The organism is Meridianimarinicoccus aquatilis (assembly GCF_004358675.1).
Classification (GTDB): Bacteria; Pseudomonadota; Alphaproteobacteria; order Rhodobacterales; family Rhodobacteraceae; genus Meridianimarinicoccus; species Meridianimarinicoccus aquatilis.
Map to the genome: position 1 here is coordinate 15,280 of NZ_SMZO01000038.1, position 19,106 is coordinate 34,385.

The following is a 19,106-nucleotide window of genomic DNA, read 5'->3' on the forward strand; positions in this document are numbered from 1 at the left end:
GTAACAACTGTGACGAAGACCCGACGCCAGCAAGGAGCCCCGAATGGCCGCCAAAGACACTGACGATCGAAAGCAGGACAATTCCGACGCTGAGCCGATGCTCGACATGAGCCAGGCAGCGGTCAAAAAGATGATTGCTGAAGCGCGCGAACGCGGCTTCATCACCTATGAGCAATTGAACCAAGTCTTGCCGCCCGATCAGGTATCTTCGGAACAGATCGAAGACGTCATGTCGATGCTGTCGGAAATGGGCATCAACATCATCGAAGAAGAAGAAGCCGAAGATGGCGAGGCGGCAAAGAACACCGACCTTGTGACCACGGCCGGTTCGCGCGAAGTCGCTGTTGCTCAGACAGAAACGGAAAAGCTGGATCGTACGGACGACCCGGTTCGCATGTATCTGCGGGAAATGGGCTCGGTCGAGCTGTTGTCGCGCGAGGGCGAAATTGCCATCGCAAAGCGGATTGAGGCGGGGCGCAACACGATGATCGCCGGGCTGTGCGAGAGCCCGCTGACGTTTCATGCGATCACCATCTGGCGCGACGAACTTCTGACCGAAGACATTTTGCTGCGCGATGTCATCGACCTTGAGACGACCTTCGGGAATGCCATGGACGAAGACGGGGAGTCTGCCGAAGAGCCTGTCGTTGGGGCACCCGGCGTTGTGGCACCCGCAGCGGGCAAGGAGAACAAAGAGGACAAAGCCGAGTACGACGCAGATGGCAATCCGATCCAAAGTGACGATGACGACGACGAAGACGATCAGGCCAACATGTCACTTGCGGCCATGGAAGCGGCCCTGAAGCCTCGTGTTCTGGAAACGCTGGACCGAATTGCGGATGATTACGAAACGCTGGCCGAGATTCAGGAACGGCGCATGAACGCGACGCTTGCGGGCGATGACGGGTTCAGCGACGCGAACGAGGCGACCTATCAAAAGCTGCGCTCCGAGATCGTCGAGTTGGTGAACGGTCTGCATTTGCACGCCAACCGGATCGAGGCGTTGATCGACCAGCTTTACGGGATCAACCGCCGGATCATGTCAATCGACGGTGCCATGGTGAAGCTGGCTGACCAAGCTCGGATCAACCGCCGTGATTTCATCGATGCCTATCGCGGCGCGGAACTCGACCCGAACTGGGTGGACCGCATGAAGGCAAAAGCGGGGCGCGGATGGCAGGCGTTGTTCGAACGTTCGCACGTGAAGGTGGACGAACTGCGTGCCGAGATGGTTCAGGTCGGCCAATATGTCGGTTTGGACATCACTGAATTCCGCCGCATTGTTCAGCAGGTTCAAAAAGGCGAAAAAGAAGCGCGCCAAGCCAAGAAGGAAATGGTCGAGGCCAACCTTCGCCTCGTGATCTCTATCGCCAAGAAATACACGAACCGCGGCCTGCAATTCCTTGATCTTATTCAGGAAGGTAATATCGGCTTGATGAAGGCGGTAGATAAATTCGAATATCGCCGTGGTTACAAATTCTCGACCTACGCGACATGGTGGATCCGTCAGGCGATCACACGGTCGATTGCGGATCAGGCACGCACCATCCGTATTCCGGTGCATATGATCGAAACGATCAACAAGCTTGTGCGGACCGGCCGCCAGATGCTGCATGAAATTGGCCGTGAGGCGACGCCGGAAGAACTGGCTGCCAAACTGCAAATGCCGCTGGAAAAGGTTCGCAAGGTGATGAAGATCGCCAAAGAGCCGATCAGCCTTGAAACGCCAATCGGGGACGAGGAAGATAGCCAGCTTGGTGATTTCATCGAAGACAAGAATGCGATCTTGCCGCTTGATAGTGCCATTCAGGACAACCTGAAGGAAACCACGACACGGGTTCTGGCCAGCCTGACGCCCCGCGAAGAACGCGTTTTGCGGATGCGCTTTGGGATCGGCATGAACACGGATCACACGCTTGAAGAAGTTGGTCAGCAGTTCAGTGTGACCCGCGAGCGCATTCGCCAAATCGAAGCAAAGGCGCTGCGCAAGCTCAAGCACCCAAGCCGGTCACGCAAACTACGATCTTTCCTGGATCAATAAGACCCAACGGGGCGGGGGGGGCGTTCTTCCCGCGCCAGTTCATTAAAAGGTAGCCTCATTATGTCAATCCTGTCCCGGTTGTTTGGCAAAGGCAGCCCTGAGCCAAAAGAACCAGAGACCGAAACCCACGAAGGGTTTGAAATCTACGCAGAACCGATCAACGAAGGTGGTAATTGGCGTCTTGCAGGGCGGATCGTGAAAGCCGTGGATGGAATTGAACAAACACACACTCTGATCCGCGCCGATCTTTTAGACAGCGAAGCGGCCGCAATTTCGGCAACATTTGCGAAGGCGCGACAAGTGATTGAAGAACAGGGCTTAAGTTTGTTTCGCTGACGGAAGTTTCGTTTTTTCAACAGGTCACGCAGGTCATGCACGCCGAATTTAAAATTTCAACTCGCGGGCCCGCGCTTTATGAATTCACCCGTGACGTGTCGCGTTGGGTGACCGGTACGGGGCTGTTGACGTTGATGGTGCGCCATACCTCTTGTTCGCTTCTTATTCAGGAAAACGCGGATCCGGATGTTCAGCGCGATCTGCAAGCATTCTTTCAGCGGTTGGTTCCCGCTGCTGACGACCCGTCGATGAAGTATCTTGTGCACCGCGATGAAGGTCCCGATGACATGCCGGCACATATAAAGGCCGCGATGCTTCCTGTGAGTCTGTCGATCCCGGTGGTGGATGGGCGCATGCAACTTGGAACATGGCAGGGGGTTTATCTGTTCGAGCACCGCACGGCCCCGCATTCGCGATCTGTGGCGGCACACATGTCACAGATGTGAGCGCCGACGCTGCGTTCGGCGTTTCGCCCCAGCCGTATTGGGAGTATGATGTCATCATGACTCAGCATCGCCGCTTTCCGCTTTTTCGCTCCTTTCCCCTCCTTGTCGCCCTAGGGCTTGCGGGCTGTGAATATTTCGATGTGCCGCAACCATCCTATGTCGCGCGCAATGATCTTCGTGTGTATCAGATGGGCGATGGTCGGTTCGAGGTTCTGGCGCTTCCCGGAACCTCTGGGGGCGATTATTTCTGCGCCGCTGGCGATTACGCACGCACCATGCGTAACGCGCCCGCTGCAAGCCGCGTCAGCGTTGTCCGGCCCAATGGACCGACAGACACTGTCCCGAACGGTCGAAGCATGATCTTTGAAATTACACAGCAAGGACCGCGCACGCTTCCTGTGTTCACAAATGCCCCGATGAATACACGCGGTGCGTCGTTCACTGTGGCGATGGCGCAGTTGCAGTGCTGGCAAGGACGCGGGGCCGGGTACACGTTTCGATAGATCAACATCGTTGATCTTGCGTGCACATTTCAGGGCTACCCAACTTATGGTAAGGTACCTATAGTCCTGCCCATTGGGGGCGGTTCCCCCGCAAGGAGATGTCTGATGCGCTGTCCCTTTTGCGGAAATGTCGACACGCAGGTCAAAGATTCACGTCCAGCCGAAGATCACGTGGCGATCCGCAGGCGCAGGTATTGCCCTGAATGCGGTGGCCGCTTCACCACGTATGAACGCGTTCAGTTGCGCGACTTGGTGGTTGTAAAATCCAATGGCCGCCGAGAAGACTTTGATCGTGACAAGCTGGAACGGTCGATCCGTATCGCGCTTCAGAAGCGACCCATCGAACCAGAGCGGATGGACAAGATGATTTCCGGCATTGTTCGCCGCCTTGAATCCATGGGCGAGCAAGACATTCCATCCCGCACCATTGGCGAAATCGTGATGGAAACATTGGCGCGGATCGATACCGTGGCCTATGTGCGGTTCGCCAGCGTCTATAAGAATTTTCAGGCGGCAGATGATTTCGATAAGTTCGTGTCGGAGTTGCGGCCCGAAGTGCCTCCTGAGACGTGACTGAGGACGCGGGCAAAGACACCCGTTTCATGGATTTGGCTCTCGCGCTGGGTCGGCGCGGGCAGGGGCGTTGTTGGCCTAATCCTGCGGTTGGCTGCGTCCTGGTTCAAGAGGGCCGGATTGTGGGGCGCGGTTGGACACAGCCGGGTGGAAGGCCGCATGCAGAAGCTGTGGCCTTGGCCCAGGCCGGGCATCAGGCGCAAGGCGCAACCGCTTATGTGTCGCTTGAGCCTTGCGCACATTTTGGCAAAACACCTCCTTGTTGCGATGCTCTCGTTGCCGCCAAAGTCGGGCGGGTGGTCATTGCACTGCGCGACCCTGATCCTCGTGTCGATGGCGGGGGTATCGCGCGGATCCGAGCCGCAGGCATTCCAGTTACCGAAGGTGTCTGCGCCGCAAAGGCCGAGCTTGCGCATCTTGGCTTTTTGAAACGCCAGCGCATCGGTCGACCCGCTTTGACATTGAAACTCGCCGCAAGTTTCGATGGGCGGATCGCAACGGCGTCCGGCGAAAGCCAGTGGATCACGGGTCCTGACGCGCGGCGTCACGTTCATGCCTTACGTGCCAGCCACGACGCGGTGATGGTCGGTGGCGGCACGGCGCGCATTGACCACCCTTCGTTGACGGTGCGGGGTCTGGGTGTGACGCATCAACCCGTGCGTGTGGTTGCGTCGCGGCATTTGACTCTGCCGCATTGGGGCCCATTGGCTGAGCGGGCCGCAGATGCGCCCGTCTGGCTGCTGCATGGTATCGATGCGCCGGCGCAGAAAATTGCAGAGTGGCAAGCGCGTGGTGCACGGTGCATGGCTGTCGCGGTGGGTCCCGATGGGCAGCTTGACCCGCTTGCGTGTTTGCAGGCGCTTGGGGCGGCTGGTCTGAACAACGTTTTCTGCGAGGGTGGCGGCACGTTCGGGGCAGCCCTTGTCAAAGCTGATATTGTTGATGACCTGATTGGTTACACAGCCGGCGTGATGCTTGGTGCAGAAGGATGGCCCGGTCTTGGGACTTTGGGCATATCTGAATTGGCGAAGGCCCCGCGCTTTGAGTTTGTTGAAACCCGCCGCCTTGGCACCGATATCGTACATCACTGGCGGCGCAACATCGGCGCGGCAGATAGATAGTGTCAGGAGCACAGCTTGTCCCCCATCATTGAAATCAATGCCCTCAACAAGACCTATGACGGTGGCTATGAGGCCCTCAAGAATGTCGATTTGGACATCGAAGAGGGCGAAATACTGGCATTGCTGGGTCCGAATGGAGCCGGAAAGACCACACTGATTTCAACGATCTGTGGGATCACGCGGCCAAGTTCTGGCCGCATCACCGTGGGCGGGCATGATGTCTTGCAGGACTACCGTGCGGCGCGGCGTTAGATCGGGTTGGTACCGCAAGAGATCGTGCTGGAGCCGTTTACGAAAGTGCGCGATACCGTGTCGTTTTCGCGGGGTATTTTCGGGCTGCCGCCGAACCCCGATTTGATCGAAGAGAATTTACGCAGGCTGTCTTTGCTGGACAAACAAAACGCGGCGGCGCGGGAATTGTCCGGCGGGATGCGGCGCCGGGTGATGATCGCCAAAGCGCTGGCTCACGGGCCGCGCGTTTTGTTCCTTGATGAGCCGACTGCAGGTGTGGACGTGGAATTGCGCCGTGACATGTGGGACATAGTCCGCACGCTCAAAGCTGATGGCGTAACGATCATTTTGACAACCCATTACATCGAAGAAGCCGAAGCGATTGCGGACCGGATCGGCGTGATCAATGACGGGCGTATTCTTTTGGTCGAAGAAAAAGCGCGCCTGATGCACCGTCTTGGCAAAAAGACCCTCCGGATGGAATTACGCACCGCGCTGGATGGGCTGCCGCCCGCGTTGGAAGGGCGGGGACTGGAACTCGCTGAAGGGGGGCAGGCGCTTCTTCACTCCTACGATGCGCGCGACGGCACCGATATCGGCCCGCTCTTGGCGGATGTCACCGGTGCGGGGCTGGGTCTGCGCGATGTGCAAACGCGGGAAAGCTCGCTTGAGGATATATTTGTCGATCTTCTGAAGGACACGCGCCCATGAACGGCCACGCGATTTGGACGATGTACCGCCATGAAATGGCACGGTTCAACCGGACGTTGGGCCAAAGCCTTGTGTCACCGGTTTTGTCCACGTCCCTCTATTTCGTTGTGTTCGGGGCCGCTTTGGGATCGCGGATCGACGAGGTCGAAGGGGTCGCATATGGCGCCTTTATCGTGCCGGGTCTTGTGATGTTGTCGGTCATGACTCAATCCATCTCCAACGCGTCGTTCGGGATTTATTTTCCCAAGTTCATTGGCACGATTTATGAACATCTGTCAGCGCCGGTCAGCTTTATAGAAATCGCGATTGGCTATGTGGGGGCCGCGGCCACCAAGGCACTGATCGTCGGGGGGATCATTCTGGGCACCGCGTTCTTTTTCGTCGATCTGCAGATCCTTCATCCCTTTGCGATGCTTGCCTTTCTTGTGCTGACCTGTGTGTCTTTCAGCCTTTTGGGGTTTATCATCGGTCTGTGGGCCAAGAATTTTGAACAGCTGCAAATCGTGCCGTTGCTGATCATCACCCCTTTGGTGTTTCTGGGCGGCAGTTTTTATTCGATCACGATGCTTCCACCGGTGTGGCAAACGCTGTCGCTGTTCAATCCGGTCGTCTATTTGATTTCCGGGTTTCGCTGGGCCTTTTTCGGGCAGTCCGACATTGCCGTGGGCTGGTCACTGGCGGCAATTGCACTGTTCACGGTGATCTGTATTGGCATTGTCGGATGGATATTTAGAACAGGATGGCGGCTGCGCGATTGACGCCGCCTTGCGCGGGGATCACCCCAGCGCCGGTTTGGCCCAAGCCGGCAGTCTTGTGTTCTGAACAAGTGACACCGACGGCGCATATCGTCCGCCAAGCGCCAGTGTCTCAGCGCGAAGCATCTTGATCCCTTGTTCCGACTTCGCGGGCAGTGCCGATGGCGAGATCGGCTCACCAACAGTGATCCGGAATGGCTGTCGGTGCTTGTTCAACGTCTCATGGAACAAGGTGATGTCCCGCAGGGTCGGGTGTAGCAAGTCGAACAGATAAAACAACGCAGAGTTGCGCGCCCGGATATTCACCGGGATAACCGGCAGATCGAATTTCCGCGCAATCATTGCGGCCGAAGCCATCCAGGGACGTTCGTACAGACGTAAGCCGCGCCGCTTTGCCAGACGGCCCGATGGAAAGATCACGCCAAGACGCCCCGCATCGACCGCCTTGCGGGTATAGGCCATGGTGTCGCGAGTCTTTGCCAATGTGCGTTTTTCCATGCGCCATTCGACCGGGCAGATCAGGCTTTCCATCTGTGGCAAGACGCGATTTATATCGCTGTTGGCATAGAAGAATGCATCGTTACGCACCTGCGAGATCACGCTGTTCAGAATAATCCCATCGGCGATACCTGTCGGGTGGTTCGCGACCAAAAGAGCGGCACCATGGCGCGGAATATTCTGCACGCCCGAAGCGACAACATCCTTTGCAAGCAACTCGGCCATGGTGGACATGATTTCCGGCATCGTGCGGTCCTGTAGGAACTCGCCAAGCCGCACTGTACGGTCATACCCCAGCATTTTCATCAACACAGCGCGCGACGGCGCCGACCACGGATGGTCGGCGTAAAGCCAGGGTGCGCGTTCTGAGATCAGTGGGTCGAGTCTGTCTTTCATGCCACTATCAAATCACGGTTGTACGAAACCAGTATGACCATACTAAGCCATTTCACCGCCAACTTAAAGAAAGCGCTTAGGCGCCCCGAATACGGCTGACCATTTCGGCCGTATCCCGCGACAGGTCGGGGGTATTGGCAATCCGGTCAAGTTCAGCGGCGATCAGGGCCTGACGGTCTGCGTCATAGCGGCGCCATGTTTCGAACACAGTGATCATCCGTGCTGTGGTTTGGGGGTTCACGGGGTCCAGCTTGATCAGCCAATCCGCCATCACCGTATAGCCCGCCCCAGAGGGGTGGTGAAATCCCGCCGCGTTTGAGGCCAGTGCACCCAGCACTGACCGGAAGCGATTGGGGTTTTTCCACTCGAAATCAGGATGCGCCGTGAGCGTCATGGCCACATTCGCGGCTTCATCCGGCTTGGCGAGACTGCATTGCAACCCGAACCACTTGTCCAGAACCAGTCTGTCATCGTGCCATTGCTCATAGAATGCCTGCAAAGCCTCATCCCCTTTGCCCTGCTTGATAAGGGCGCCAAGGCCAGCCAACTGCTGTGTCATGTTGTCGGCGCCGTCGAACTGCACCTGCGCGCGTGCGCCATTGTCACGGCGGCTTAGCAAGGAAAGCGCCGCATTCGCCAACGCGCGTTTTCCCGCAGCTTCGGCATCGGGGCTATAAGTGCCGGGAACCTGCATGGCATCGAACAGGCTCGCCAGTTGCGACTCAAGTGTGGTCGCAATCGCATCGGCCATGGAATCGCAAGCAGCATAGATGGCGATGGGGTCCGGGGTCACGCCTGCATCGAACAGCGTCTGCGCCAGATCATCTTGGCCGGGCAAATGCAGCACGAGCGCGCGGAAAGCCGGGTCAAGAGTGTCATCTGCCAATACTTGCCCAAGCGCGTCGATGAACGCGGCATCAGGCGCCGCGCCCTCTTTTACCATGCGAACAAGGGCATCTTTTGCCAACGCACGTCCGGCCTCCCAACGGTTGAAAGGGTCTGTGTCATGGGCCAGCAAAAAGGCACGTTCAGCATTGTCGGATTTTCGCGTGACGATAACCGGAGCCGAAAACCCGCGCAGGATGGAGGGAACGGGCTTCTCTTCCAGCCCTTCAAACGTAAAGCTCTGCTCTGCTTTTGTCATTTCCAACAGTGTTGTCGGGACGCACTCTGACCCGTTCGGCGACAAAAGGCCGACAGCGATTGGAATGACCATCGGGGCCTTGTCCGGTTGGCCCGGTGTTGCCGGCGTGTGCTGGCGGAAGGTCAGGGTGTAGGTCCCGTCTGCGAAACTGTCCGTCATGTCGAGGCGGGGCGTACCGGCCTGAGAATACCACGTCTTGAATTGCGACAAATCGCGGCCCGTTGTTTCCTCAAACACGGCGATCCAATCTTCAATCGTGCAGGCTTCGCCATCGTGGCGGTCGAAATAAAGATCCAGCGCGCGGGCGTAGTTTTCGTCACCCACCAACCGCTTGAGCATGCCAATTAGCTCGGCGCCCTTTTCATACACGGTCGCCGTATAGAAATTGTTGATTTCGACAAAGCTTTCGGGGCGGACAGGGTGCGCCAGCGGGCCGTTATCTTCACGGAACTGCCGTGCGCGCAGGGCGAGCACATCATCGATCCGCTTGACCGGCGCGCTGCGTTCGTCGGCGCTGAACTGCTGGTCGCGAAATACGGTCAGGCCTTCCTTCAAACACAGTTGGAACCAATCGCGGCAGGTGATCCGGTTGCCCGTCCAATTGTGGAAATACTCGTGCGCGATGATCGACTCGATCCGTTCAAAATTGGCATCCGTCGCCGTATCCGGGCTGGCCAGAACGGCTGAGGCGTTGAAGACATTCAAGCCCTTGTTTTCCATTGCCCCGGCGTTGAAATCATCCACTGCCACGATGTTGAACACATCAAGATCGTACTCACGGCCATAAACCCGCTCGTCCCAATCCATTGACCGTTTGAGCGCGTCCATGCCGAAAGCGCATTTGTGCAAATCGCCCTTGCGCACCCAAATGGCCAGATCGACATCTTTGCCAGAGCGCGTTGTGAAACTGTCGCGGTGAGCGACCAAATCACCTGCGACCAGCGCGAACAAATACGCGGGTTTGCGCCACGGGTCATGCCACTCGGCCCAACCGTCGCCTTGTGCGACCGGATTGCCGTTCGACAACAGCACCGGATCGCTGCCTTCGACACGCACGGTAAAGGGGGCCATCACGTCGGGCCGATCCGGGTAGTAGGTTATCTTGCGAAACCCTTCTGCCTCGCACTGGGTGCAATACATCCCGCCAGATCGGTACAGACCCTCAAGCGCGGTGTTGGCTTGGGGATTGATCTCAACTTCGGCTTCCCAAGTGAAAGGGCCATCCGGCACGGCGCATGTCAGGCCGTCTTCCACGAAGGCTGGCGAAACGGGTGCACCATTGATCTTGGCCGAAATCAGGGTCAGCCCTTCGCCATGCAAAAAGAACCGGCCCGGCGCGTCGCTGTTCGGCACGAACCGGATGCGCGAGAGTACCCGCGTTGCTGTCGGGGCAAGCCGGAAAGTGAGGTGCACGTCCTCAACCCAGTAGGCAGGCGGGGTGTAATCGGCCAAGTGAATGGTCTGGGGGGCTGAATCGCGCATGTCTCTTCTCCGGTCTGGGTATCGCACATGTATCGGTTGGTTTGCGCGGTACAAGGGGAAGCCGCTATGCAGCGTTCATCATGCCCTTTCCTGGCGCGTCTTCGCCACTAGGTCACACCACATGACAACACTTTTTTGGTTCAAACGCGATTTACGTCTGGCAGATCATCCTGCGCTGGCCTTGGCCCACAATCTGGGCAAGCCAATCCTTCCGCTTTACGTTGTTGAACCGGAGTACTGGGGGTTGCCCGATACGTCGGGTCGGCAATGGGCGTTTACGGCGGAATGTCTTGCCGAAATTCGTGAAACCTGTGCGGCGCGCGGGGCACCGCTTGTGGTGCGCACGGGCGACGCGGTCGAGGTCATCGCGGAACTTGTGCGCGCCTGTGGTATTCGCCAAATCGTCAGCCACGAAGAAACCGGCAATCTGTGGACCTTTGATCGAGATTTGCGTGTGGCAGCCTGGGCTGCATCGGCAGGGGTCAACTGGCACGAAATTCCGCAATCCGGCGTTGTACGCAGGCTGTCAGGTCGGGACGGCTGGGCCGCCCAGCGCACAAAGTTTGTCCGGGCACCTATTGCCGAATGCGCTGCGACGTTGACCGATTTTGGCCTTGATCCGGGACCCATTCCAACGGCGGCGCAACTTGGCCTTTCACCAGACCCTTGCCCCGGCAGGCAGATCGGTGGCCGCACACATGCCTTATCAGTCTTGGATGAGTTTTTGACCAAGCGCGGCAAGGACTATCGCAAAGCCATGTCCTCGCCCTTGGCGGGGGAATGGGCGTGCTCGCGCCTCAGCCCGCATTTGGCGCTTGGCACAATCTCGATCCGCGAGGCTGCTCAGGCCACGGGACTGCGTCAAAGCGCGTCGCGTTCGGCGCGGGACGGGTGGGGCGCATCGTTGAAATCTTTTCAGTCGCGCCTCGCTTGGCGGGATCATTTCATCCAGAAACTGGAAGACGCCCCATCAATCGAAACCCGGTGCTTGCACAGCGCATACGAGGGGTTGCGCCCGGCAGTGCCGGACGCGGCCCGTCTTGCGGCTTGGTGCAATGGCGCGACGGGAATACCCTTTGTCGATGCCTGCATGCGCTTTCTCAACCATACGGGTTGGCTGAACTTTCGCATGCGATCTATGTTGATGGCGGTGGCGTCGTATCACCTTTGGCTGGATTGGCGAGCGACCGGGATGCATCTTGCGCGGCAATTCACTGACTATGAGCCGGGCATCCATTGGAGTCAGGTACAGATGCAGTCGGGCACAACAGGCATGAACACGATCCGCATCTATAATCCGATCAAACAGGGCTATGACCAAGACCCCGAAGCCGTTTTCATACGTCGCTGGGTGCCGGAACTTGGCACCGTTCCTGATGCCTATGTGCATCAGCCGTGGCTTTGGCCGGATAAAAGCGGCGGGTATCCGGACCCGATCATCGATGTGGCCGAAGCTGCCCGTCTGGCGCGTGACAGGGTGTGGGCCGTGCGCCGGGGCGACAATTTTCACCGGGAAGCGGGCAAGATCGTTCACAAACATGCCAGTCGCAAGGACAGCGCGGGTCACTTTGTGAATGATCGGACGCCGCGCCGCCGCCGAAAGCCGCCCAAGGATGACCGTCAAGCGAGCTTTGGGTTCTGATGCCGCGCGGTGTGAAAAAGGCAGACCTGCCCACAAAAATCTGTGCCACCTGTGGATTGCCCTTCACATGGCGAAAAAAGTGGGCGCGAGATTGGCCGCAGGTGCGATACTGTTCAAAACGCTGCGCGGGTGGGCGCAAACCCGCAGAAGATAGACGCGAGCCTTTTTAAAGCCGCCCAAAATTGCAGCAGTGCACATTTGCACGGCCGTTTGTGCAGATCCGCTTCTCGACGCGGGCCCGAACTGTGCCTAAGTTGGCGTCAAACGGAAAGGCAAGTCATGACGCGCCCGATTGTCGGCATTATCTCTAATTCGCACCTCATCAATGACGAGTATCCAGTCCACGCAGGCGGAACCATGAACGCCGAAGCCGTGGCGGCCGTGTCTGGTGCGATCCCGCTGGTTATTCCCGCTGATCCGCGTCTTGTGTCGGTTGAGGACCTTTTGGATGCGTGTGATGGATTCTTGCTTCCCGGTGCGCGGCCCAATGTACACCCCGAGGAATATGGCGAAGTCGAAACGGAAGCTTATGGAACCTTTGATCGCGAGCGGGATGCGATTGCGCTGCCATTGATCCGGGCCTGTGTGGCGCGGGGGCAACCGGTGTTTGGGATTTGCCGCGGCTTTCAAGAAGTAAATGTGGCCATGGGCGGATCGCTGTATCCGGAAATTCGCGATCTGCCGGGGCGAATGAACCACCGCATGCCGCCAGACGGGACTTTGGAAGAGAAGTTTGAGTTGCGACAAAAGGTGCGCTTCACGCCGGGCGGGGTGTTTCACCGGTTGATGGGCACTGAAGAAGTCATCACGAACACGTTGCACGGGCAGGGGATCAAGACCCCTGGCGCGCGGATCGTGATTGATGGTGTGGCCGAAGATGGTACACCCGAAGCAATTCACGTGCGCGATGCGCCGGGCTTTACTTTATCGGTCCAATGGCATCCTGAGTGGAATGCTGAAAATGATCCCGTCTCACGGAATCTGTTCGAATCTTTTGGTGACGCGCTGCGCGATTGGCAAAATAGGCCAGCGCATCAAACGTTAAAAACCGCCTGAGTTCAATTGCTTCAGCCGACCGATCGTGGAGTCAGCCTTTTTTCCATTCGGTAATTCGTCAGCCAGACGCCACCGAGTTCGATTTTCTGCTCTGTGAGTTCGCGCCAGCCTTGCTTGAGTAAGAACCGGCGCGCTATAACGCTCGCTTCAGTTGTCAGGCGGGGAATATCTCGCTGATCGGCTTCTGACAGCATGCGGTCATGCAACGCCGCAGCAATGCCGCTTCCCATTTCTTCAGGCAAGACAAAGAGCAAGTCCACATGACCGTCGCGCCCTAGCGTTATGAACCCCGCAGGTTGGCCGTCGCGTTCCGCCACCAAAGTGATCTCGCTGCCGAGACGTTGGGCCCAATTGGGCGGCGCATTTGGCGCACTGGCCCAAGCCGCACGTTCGGCCACGCTATAGGCGCCAACCGCCCCTTCTTGAACCGCTCTATAGAAAACATGCTGCAAAATGTCGGCGTCTTGAGCCTTAAAAGGGCGAATACTGGTCATGGTAAAAGGTTGTCCTGTGGCCACGTGAAACAAAGCTTGGCCAAGTTTGCTGGCTTCGATAAACGCGAATTGACGCTTCTTTGCAGGTCGGGTCTGTGAGAGCAAGTTCATCCCGCGACTTAAGCCCTATGTAAGATGTCCCATAATGCGTTTGAAATATCTGCCTAAACTGGCTAGTGAGACGGCAATAATATTGCGCGGCCAGCCCGTCGGGTGTGGTCGGTACAGAGAATGAAGATGTGAGCACGCGCGTGACAAAATGGATCGACCTCCCGCCGGTTTGGTTATGCCTGTTTCTGGTGTTGACCTGGCTTCAGGCGACGCGCCTTCCGTTTGGGGGCGATTTGGGTGCCGGGGCACTTGGCGATTTGATTGGCGGTTTGCTGGTCGGCGGCGGGCTTGTCCTGATGGTTCTGGCCTTTGTGGAAATGCGCCGTGCCAAAACAACCGTTATTCCACATATGACACCGCATGCTCTTGTCACTACGGGAATTTTTCGCCGCACTCGAAATCCCATTTACTTAGGGGATGCCCTGATCCTGACCGGTCTTGCGTTCCGGTGGGACGCATGGCCATCACTGGTTTTGGTGCCCTTGTTCGTCTGGGTTATCACAGACAGGTTCATCCTGTCAGAAGAAGCCAGATTGCAGGAACAATTCGGGGCAAGTTTTGAACGTTACACTGAAGAGACGCGGCGTTGGGTCTAATTTATGCGCAACCGCGATCAAGGCATGACTTGCATTTACGGCAGCAATGACGCAGCCCTTGACGGGACAAACGTCCACGTCGACGGGGGCACGATGGGGCGCCGGTCTGGCGCCGTGAGGAAGGAGCGATCATCTTGAAGTTCGGAGTTATACGCGAGGTTGAACCGGGAGAGGCGCGTGTCGCGCTTACGCCGGCATCGGCGGCCCAATTGGCCAAGCTTGGTTACGACTGCGTGGTCGAAGCCGGTGCAGGTATTGCCGCAGGTCTAAGCGACGCGGCCTATGCCGAGGCAGGAGTCGAAGTCCTGCCCGACGCGGCGGCGGTGTTTGCGGCTGCCGATATTGTGGCAAAAGTACGCCCGCCACAGGAAAGCGAAATTGATCAGCTTCGCGAAGGTCAGACACTGATCGGTTTCTTCTGGCCCGCCGCAAACGAGGCCCTGCTGGAGCGTGCTAAAGACCGCGGCGCGACAGTCATCGCGATGGACATGGTCCCACGGATCAGCCGCGCGCAAAAAATGGACGCGCTGTCGTCGATGGCCAACATCGCCGGTTACCGCGCCGTGATTGAAGCTGGCGCGAATTTTGGCCGGTTTTTCACCGGGCAGGTAACCGCAGCCGGCAAAGTGCCCCCCGCCAAGGTTTTGGTCGTAGGCGCCGGCGTTGCCGGTCTCGCCGCCATCGGGACAGCGACTTCGCTGGGTGCAATCGTGCGCGCATTCGACGTGCGCCCGGAAGTTGCTGAACAGATCGAATCCATGGGCGCAGAATTCTTGTTCCTTGATTTCGAAGACAGTCAGGACAGCGCGGGCACTGGCGGTTATGCAGCGCCATCCAGCCCGGAATTCCGCGAAGCGCAGCTCAAGCTGTTCCGTGAACAAGCCCCCGAGGTTGATATCGTTATCACCACGGCTTTGATCCCGAACCGCGAAGCGCCTGAGCTTTGGACCAAGGACATGGTCGAGGCGATGAAGCCGGGATCGGTTATTGTTGATCTCGCGGCAGAACGCGGCGGCAACTGTAAGCTCACCGTAAAAGACGAGAAGATCGTTACAGACAATGGTGTGACCATCGTCGGCTATACAGATTTCCCAAGCCGGATGGCCGCACAGTCGAGCGCGCTGTATTCCACCAACGTGCGCCACATGATGGCAGACCTGACGCCCGGCAAGGACGGCACGGTTGTGCACAACATGGAAGACGACGTGATCCGCGGCGCGACCGTGTGCCACGAGAAGGAAATTACCTTCCCGCCGCCGCCACCCAAAGTAAAGGCGATCGCAGCCGCGCCGAAGAAAGACAAACCAAAAGAACTGACCGCCGAAGAAAAGCGGGCAGAAGAAGTTGCAGCGTTCAAAGCGCAAACCAAAAGCCAAGTAACGCTGCTGGCGGTTGGTGGCGCGCTGTTGCTGGGTGTGGGTCTGGTGGCACCGGCCAGCTTCATGCAGCACTTCATCGTGTTCGTGCTGTCGGTGTTTATCGGCTTCCAGGTGATCTGGAACGTCAGCCATTCACTGCACACACCGTTGATGGCGATCACCAACGCGATTTCGTCCATCATTATTCTGGGCGCGTTGATGCAAATCGGATCGGGGTCGTTCCTTGTGATCGTGCTTGCCGCATTGTCGGTGTTTATGGCCGGGATCAACATTTTCGGCGGCTTTCTCGTGACACGGCGCATGCTCGCCATGTTCCAGAAATCGTAAGGGGTTAGGGGACAATGGAATTCGGATTTACGACAGCGGCCTACGTGGTCGCAGCAGTCCTGTTCATTCTCAGCCTTGGCGGTTTGTCTGGGCAGGAAAGCGCAAAACGGGCGGTTTGGTACGGCATCGTCGGCATGGCGCTTGCGGTAACGGCAACGCTGATGGGGCCGGGCTCTGGCTTCTGGCTGTTGTCACTTATCTTGATCGCGTCTGGCGGGATCATTGGGTATTTCGTCGCGACCAAGGTCGAAATGACCGAGATGCCTCAGCTTGTTGCGGCGATGCATTCGCTGGTCGGTCTTGCGGCCGTCTTCGTGGGGTATAACGCGCATTTCGAACTGGGTCGTGTCATGGCCATGGACGACGCTGCACGTGCGTCGCTTGAAGGGTTCGGGGCACTGATCGCCAAGAAGGACGGTGTGGAGCAGGCAATCCTTCGGGTTGAACTGTACCTTGGCATCCTGATCGGTGCAGTGACATTTACCGGGTCGGTCATCGCTTACGGCAAGTTGGCGGGCAAAGTGTCTTCGGCGGCGAAGAAGTTGCCGGGCGGGCACATGCTCAACATCGCGGCGGCAGTGATTTCGGTGATCTGCCTTGTTTGGTATTTCTCGACCGGTGGCTTCCTGCCGCTGTTCCTGATGACACTTGCGGCGCTCTTCATCGGTTATCACCTGATCATGGGGATCGGCGGGGCTGACATGCCTGTGGTTGTGTCGATGCTGAACAGCTATTCCGGCTGGGCCGCAGCGGCGATTGGTTTCAGCCTTGGCAACGATCTTCTGATTGTTGTCGGTGCACTGGTCGGCTCGTCCGGGGCAATCTTGTCCTACATCATGTGTAAGGCGATGAACCGCTCTTTCGTGTCGGTGATCTTGGGCGGCTTCGGCGGCACGCAGGGACCGGCGGCGGAAATTGATGGCGAACAGATAGCCATTGATGCCGACGGCGTTGCAAGCGCGCTTGATGAAGCCGACAGCGTTGTCATCGTGCCGGGCTATGGCATGGCGGTCGCGCAGGCTCAGCAAGCTGTGAGCGAGCTGACAAAGCGTCTTCGCGCGCAGGGCAAAGAGGTGCGTTTCGCGATCCACCCCGTCGCCGGGCGTTTGCCTGGTCACATGAACGTTCTGCTTGCAGAAGCGCGCGTGCCTTATGACATCGTGTTGGAAATGGACGAAATCAACGAAGATTTCCCCACAACCGACGTTGTGATCGTGATCGGATCGAACGACATCGTGAATCCAGCCGCGCAAGAAGACCCAAACAGCCCGATCGCCGGTATGCCGGTTCTGGAAGTTTGGAAAGCCAAGCAGGTCTTCGTGTCCAAGCGCGGGCAAGGAACAGGCTATTCCGGCATCGAGAACCCGCTCTTCTTCAAAGAGAATACGCGGATGTTCTATGGTGACGCGAAAGAGTCGATCAATGCATTGCTGAGCCGCATCTCCTGATCTGGATCACATCTTTAAATTTCGGCCCCGGCGGAAACGCCGGGGTCTTTTCGTATCTGGCTGCTTTGATCTTATCTCAAGCGACTTCAAAAACCCAATGACATCGGAACGTGCCGAACACCTCCAACGAATTTGAAAGCGCGCAAAAGGTACTTACGTGTCTGGGGAATGAAAAAGGAGCAAGACATGACAAAGCGCAAGACACTGTTCATCACCGGCGCATCCAGCGGGATCGGCGAGGCGACGGCACGCGCTGCGGTGGCTGCGGGCTGGAATGTGGGTCTGATGGCGCGCTCCGAAGCGAAATTGGCCAAGCTTCACACATCCCTTGGCGAGGCAAGCTTCTACGTCGCTGGCGATGCGACCGAACTTGCGGCGCAGCAGGCCGCGGTTGATGCTGTGGCCGAGCGCTTCGGCGGGCTCGACGCCGTTTTTGCCAACGCTGGAATGGGCCTTGACACGCCGGGGACAGAGAACGGCGATCCAGAGGAATGGCGCCGAATGATTGATCTGAACATCATGGCGTTGCTCTATACCGCCAAGGCGGCCTTGCCGGAATTGCGAAAGACGAAGGGGCATCTTGTTCTGACCGGGTCAGTTGCGGGAAAGATCCACATTCCCGGTTCGATCTATGGTGCATCGAAATGGTTTGTGCAGGGATATGCCGGAAACATGGCGCAAGAAATGCGCGAATGGGGTGGTCGTTGTACGGTTGTCGCGCCGGGCATGGTCGACACAGCATTCTTTGCGGAACGGAAACCTGACAAGCTGAAACCTGAAGATATCGCCAACGCAGTGGTTTTCGCCCTTAACCAACCTGAGCGGGCAAATGTGCCCGAAATTGTGGTTATGCCGACGCAGTAATGGGAAGTGCTGGGGTAAGCGCATGGGGCCCTTCAGCCGGGCTGGCAGGCGCGCGCTTATCCCGATGTGGCCAATCGTCGTGTGAATGCCGCGTCATCCCGCGCTGCCGGTACCGCCGCCATCGCACCGCGCGGGATCGTCACCAAAATGACAGCGCACCCGGTGATTTCAGCGTCGCTGAGCGTACCCACCAAACCGGTGAGCGTGGTGTGGTGCGCCGTTTGATTGGCCTTTGACGCATCCGAGACCACATCAACACGCGCATGACCGGGAACACCAGCCGCGCACATCTGTGCCGTGATCTGCGGCGCAGCTGAGACCCCCATGTAGATGGCCAGTGTGGTTCCGTCGCGCGCGTGGCGGTCAAGGTCTGGAATGGTCCCGTCCTGTTCCAGACGGGCCGTGGTCAGAACCAGCGTATCCGTCTCGCCGCGTTTGGTGAGTGGCTGCTTAAGCGCTGCACCCGCTGCGCAGGCGGCTGTGACGCCGGGAACCACTTCGGTCGCAATGCCCGCAGCGTGGGCGGCACGGAGTTCTTCGTCGAGCCGCCCAAAGATACCCGGATCGCCGGATTTCAAGCGGACAACGCGGCGGCCTTTGCGCGCTTCTGCCACCACAGCGGCGTCGATACGATCCAGCGGCCAAACATTGGCACCAACAACCTTGCCGACAAAAACCCGCTCTGCGTCGCGCCGCGCGATTTCCAACACATCGTCGCCAACCAGCCTGTCGTAAAAAATGACGTCTGCTTCCTGCAGGCGCTGCACTGCACGCAGGGTCAAAAGGTCCCGTGCGCCGGGACCTGCTCCAACGAACGCAATAGACCCTTCTTGTTCAGTCGTTGGGGCGCCACCTGCGGTAATCGCATTTTTGATGTTCTGCGCAGCGTCGCGTTCGGCCCCTCGGGTCCATTGGGCGCGCGGGGCATCGGCAAACACCCAACGCCAGAATT

General features: G+C 58.1%; 18 protein-coding genes and 1 pseudogene. 15 read left to right on the forward strand and 4 right to left on the reverse strand.

The annotated features are described in order from the left end of the window. Window positions 1-43: 43 nt before the first annotated feature. The 8 genes and pseudogenes from rpoD to E2L05_RS14570 all read left to right on the forward strand — a co-directional run bounded on the left by rpoD (window position 44) and on the right by E2L05_RS14570 (window position 6,720). Window positions 44-2,041: an RNA polymerase sigma factor RpoD gene (rpoD, locus tag E2L05_RS14535; RefSeq protein ID WP_133343628.1), complete on the forward strand. Its 1,998-nt coding sequence runs from the start codon at window positions 44-46 to the stop codon at window positions 2,039-2,041. Between the two features lie 60 nt (window positions 2,042-2,101). Then, window positions 2,102-2,377, forward strand: a complete 276-nt coding sequence (locus E2L05_RS14540) for an HlyU family transcriptional regulator (RefSeq protein ID WP_133343629.1) — start codon at window positions 2,102-2,104, stop codon at window positions 2,375-2,377. A gap of 35 nt (window positions 2,378-2,412) precedes the next feature. Next, window positions 2,413-2,823, forward strand: a complete 411-nt coding sequence (locus E2L05_RS14545; protein WP_133343630.1) for a secondary thiamine-phosphate synthase enzyme YjbQ — start codon at window positions 2,413-2,415, stop codon at window positions 2,821-2,823. 56 nt (window positions 2,824-2,879) lie between these two features. Continuing rightward, window positions 2,880-3,326, forward strand: a complete 447-nt coding sequence (locus E2L05_RS14550; RefSeq protein ID WP_133343631.1) for a hypothetical protein — start codon at window positions 2,880-2,882, stop codon at window positions 3,324-3,326. 105 nt (window positions 3,327-3,431) lie between these two features. Continuing rightward, on the forward strand, window positions 3,432-3,899 hold the full coding sequence (gene nrdR / locus E2L05_RS14555) for a transcriptional regulator NrdR (RefSeq protein WP_133343632.1): 468 nt from the start codon (window positions 3,432-3,434) through the stop codon (window positions 3,897-3,899). After that, on the forward strand, window positions 3,896-5,020 hold the full coding sequence (gene ribD, locus E2L05_RS14560; protein WP_341776756.1) for a bifunctional diaminohydroxyphosphoribosylaminopyrimidine deaminase/5-amino-6-(5-phosphoribosylamino)uracil reductase RibD: 1,125 nt from the start codon (window positions 3,896-3,898) through the stop codon (window positions 5,018-5,020). The genes nrdR and ribD overlap by 4 nt, the downstream gene beginning before the upstream one ends. Before the next feature lie 15 nt (window positions 5,021-5,035). Then, window positions 5,036-5,962 (forward strand): annotated as a pseudogene (locus E2L05_RS14565) (ABC transporter ATP-binding protein). Then, window positions 5,959-6,720 (forward strand): ABC transporter permease, encoded by a 762-nt coding sequence (locus tag E2L05_RS14570; RefSeq protein WP_133343634.1) that lies wholly within the window; start codon window positions 5,959-5,961, stop codon window positions 6,718-6,720. Before E2L05_RS14565 ends, E2L05_RS14570 begins: the two are co-directional and overlap by 4 nt. A gap of 18 nt (window positions 6,721-6,738) precedes the next feature. Here E2L05_RS14570 and E2L05_RS14575 read toward each other — a convergent pair whose 3' ends face one another. Together E2L05_RS14575 and pepN are read right to left on the reverse strand one after the other, a co-directional pair. Next, complete coding sequence (locus tag E2L05_RS14575; RefSeq protein ID WP_133343635.1) at window positions 6,739-7,611, reverse strand: lysophospholipid acyltransferase family protein; 873 nt, start codon at window positions 7,609-7,611, stop codon at window positions 6,739-6,741. A 76-nt stretch (window positions 7,612-7,687) separates the two neighbouring features. Further along, window positions 7,688-10,237 (reverse strand): aminopeptidase N, encoded by a 2,550-nt coding sequence (gene pepN / locus E2L05_RS14580; RefSeq protein ID WP_133343636.1) that lies wholly within the window; start codon window positions 10,235-10,237, stop codon window positions 7,688-7,690. 121 nt (window positions 10,238-10,358) lie between these two features. Here pepN and E2L05_RS14585 point away from each other — a divergent pair, with 121 nt between their 5' ends. From E2L05_RS14585 to E2L05_RS14595, 3 genes are all read left to right on the forward strand, one after another. Further along, window positions 10,359-11,879 carry an FAD-binding domain-containing protein gene (locus tag E2L05_RS14585; protein WP_133343637.1) on the forward strand — a complete coding sequence of 507 codons (1,521 nt, stop codon included), beginning with the start codon at window positions 10,359-10,361 and terminating at the stop codon, window positions 11,877-11,879. Next, window positions 11,879-12,049, forward strand: a complete 171-nt coding sequence (locus tag E2L05_RS14590; protein WP_133343638.1) for a DUF2256 domain-containing protein — start codon at window positions 11,879-11,881, stop codon at window positions 12,047-12,049. Before E2L05_RS14585 ends, E2L05_RS14590 begins: the two co-directional genes overlap by 1 nt. Before the next feature lie 109 nt (window positions 12,050-12,158). Beyond that, entirely contained in the window at window positions 12,159-12,935 is a 777-nt protein-coding gene (locus E2L05_RS14595) for a gamma-glutamyl-gamma-aminobutyrate hydrolase family protein (protein WP_133343639.1), read from the forward strand. An 11-nt stretch (window positions 12,936-12,946) separates the two neighbouring features. Here the strand turns inward: E2L05_RS14595 and E2L05_RS14600 are convergent, their stop codons facing one another. Next, on the reverse strand, window positions 12,947-13,429 hold the full coding sequence (locus E2L05_RS14600; RefSeq protein ID WP_165971779.1) for a GNAT family N-acetyltransferase: 483 nt from the start codon (window positions 13,427-13,429) through the stop codon (window positions 12,947-12,949). Between the two features lie 251 nt (window positions 13,430-13,680). Here E2L05_RS14600 and E2L05_RS14605 point away from each other — a divergent pair, with 251 nt between their 5' ends. From E2L05_RS14605 to E2L05_RS14620, 4 genes are all read left to right on the forward strand, one after another. Continuing rightward, the gene (locus E2L05_RS14605) at window positions 13,681-14,136 is read left to right on the forward strand and encodes a methyltransferase family protein (RefSeq protein WP_133343641.1); all 456 of its coding nucleotides are present in this window, start codon (window positions 13,681-13,683) and stop codon (window positions 14,134-14,136) included. A gap of 134 nt (window positions 14,137-14,270) precedes the next feature. Further along, on the forward strand, window positions 14,271-15,842 hold the full coding sequence (locus tag E2L05_RS14610; RefSeq protein ID WP_133343642.1) for a Re/Si-specific NAD(P)(+) transhydrogenase subunit alpha: 1,572 nt from the start codon (window positions 14,271-14,273) through the stop codon (window positions 15,840-15,842). Between the two features lie 14 nt (window positions 15,843-15,856). Continuing rightward, the gene (locus tag E2L05_RS14615; RefSeq protein ID WP_133343643.1) at window positions 15,857-17,290 is read left to right on the forward strand and encodes an NAD(P)(+) transhydrogenase (Re/Si-specific) subunit beta; all 1,434 of its coding nucleotides are present in this window, start codon (window positions 15,857-15,859) and stop codon (window positions 17,288-17,290) included. A gap of 186 nt (window positions 17,291-17,476) precedes the next feature. Continuing rightward, window positions 17,477-18,154, forward strand: coding sequence for an SDR family oxidoreductase (locus E2L05_RS14620; RefSeq protein WP_133343644.1), 678 nt, complete (start codon window positions 17,477-17,479; stop codon window positions 18,152-18,154). A gap of 56 nt (window positions 18,155-18,210) precedes the next feature. On the opposite strand, the gene cobA is transcribed toward E2L05_RS14620, so the two are convergent. Beyond that, window positions 18,211-19,106, reverse strand: an 896-nt coding sequence (gene cobA / locus E2L05_RS14625) for a uroporphyrinogen-III C-methyltransferase (protein ID WP_133343645.1), incomplete at its 5' end; no start/stop codon positions are given.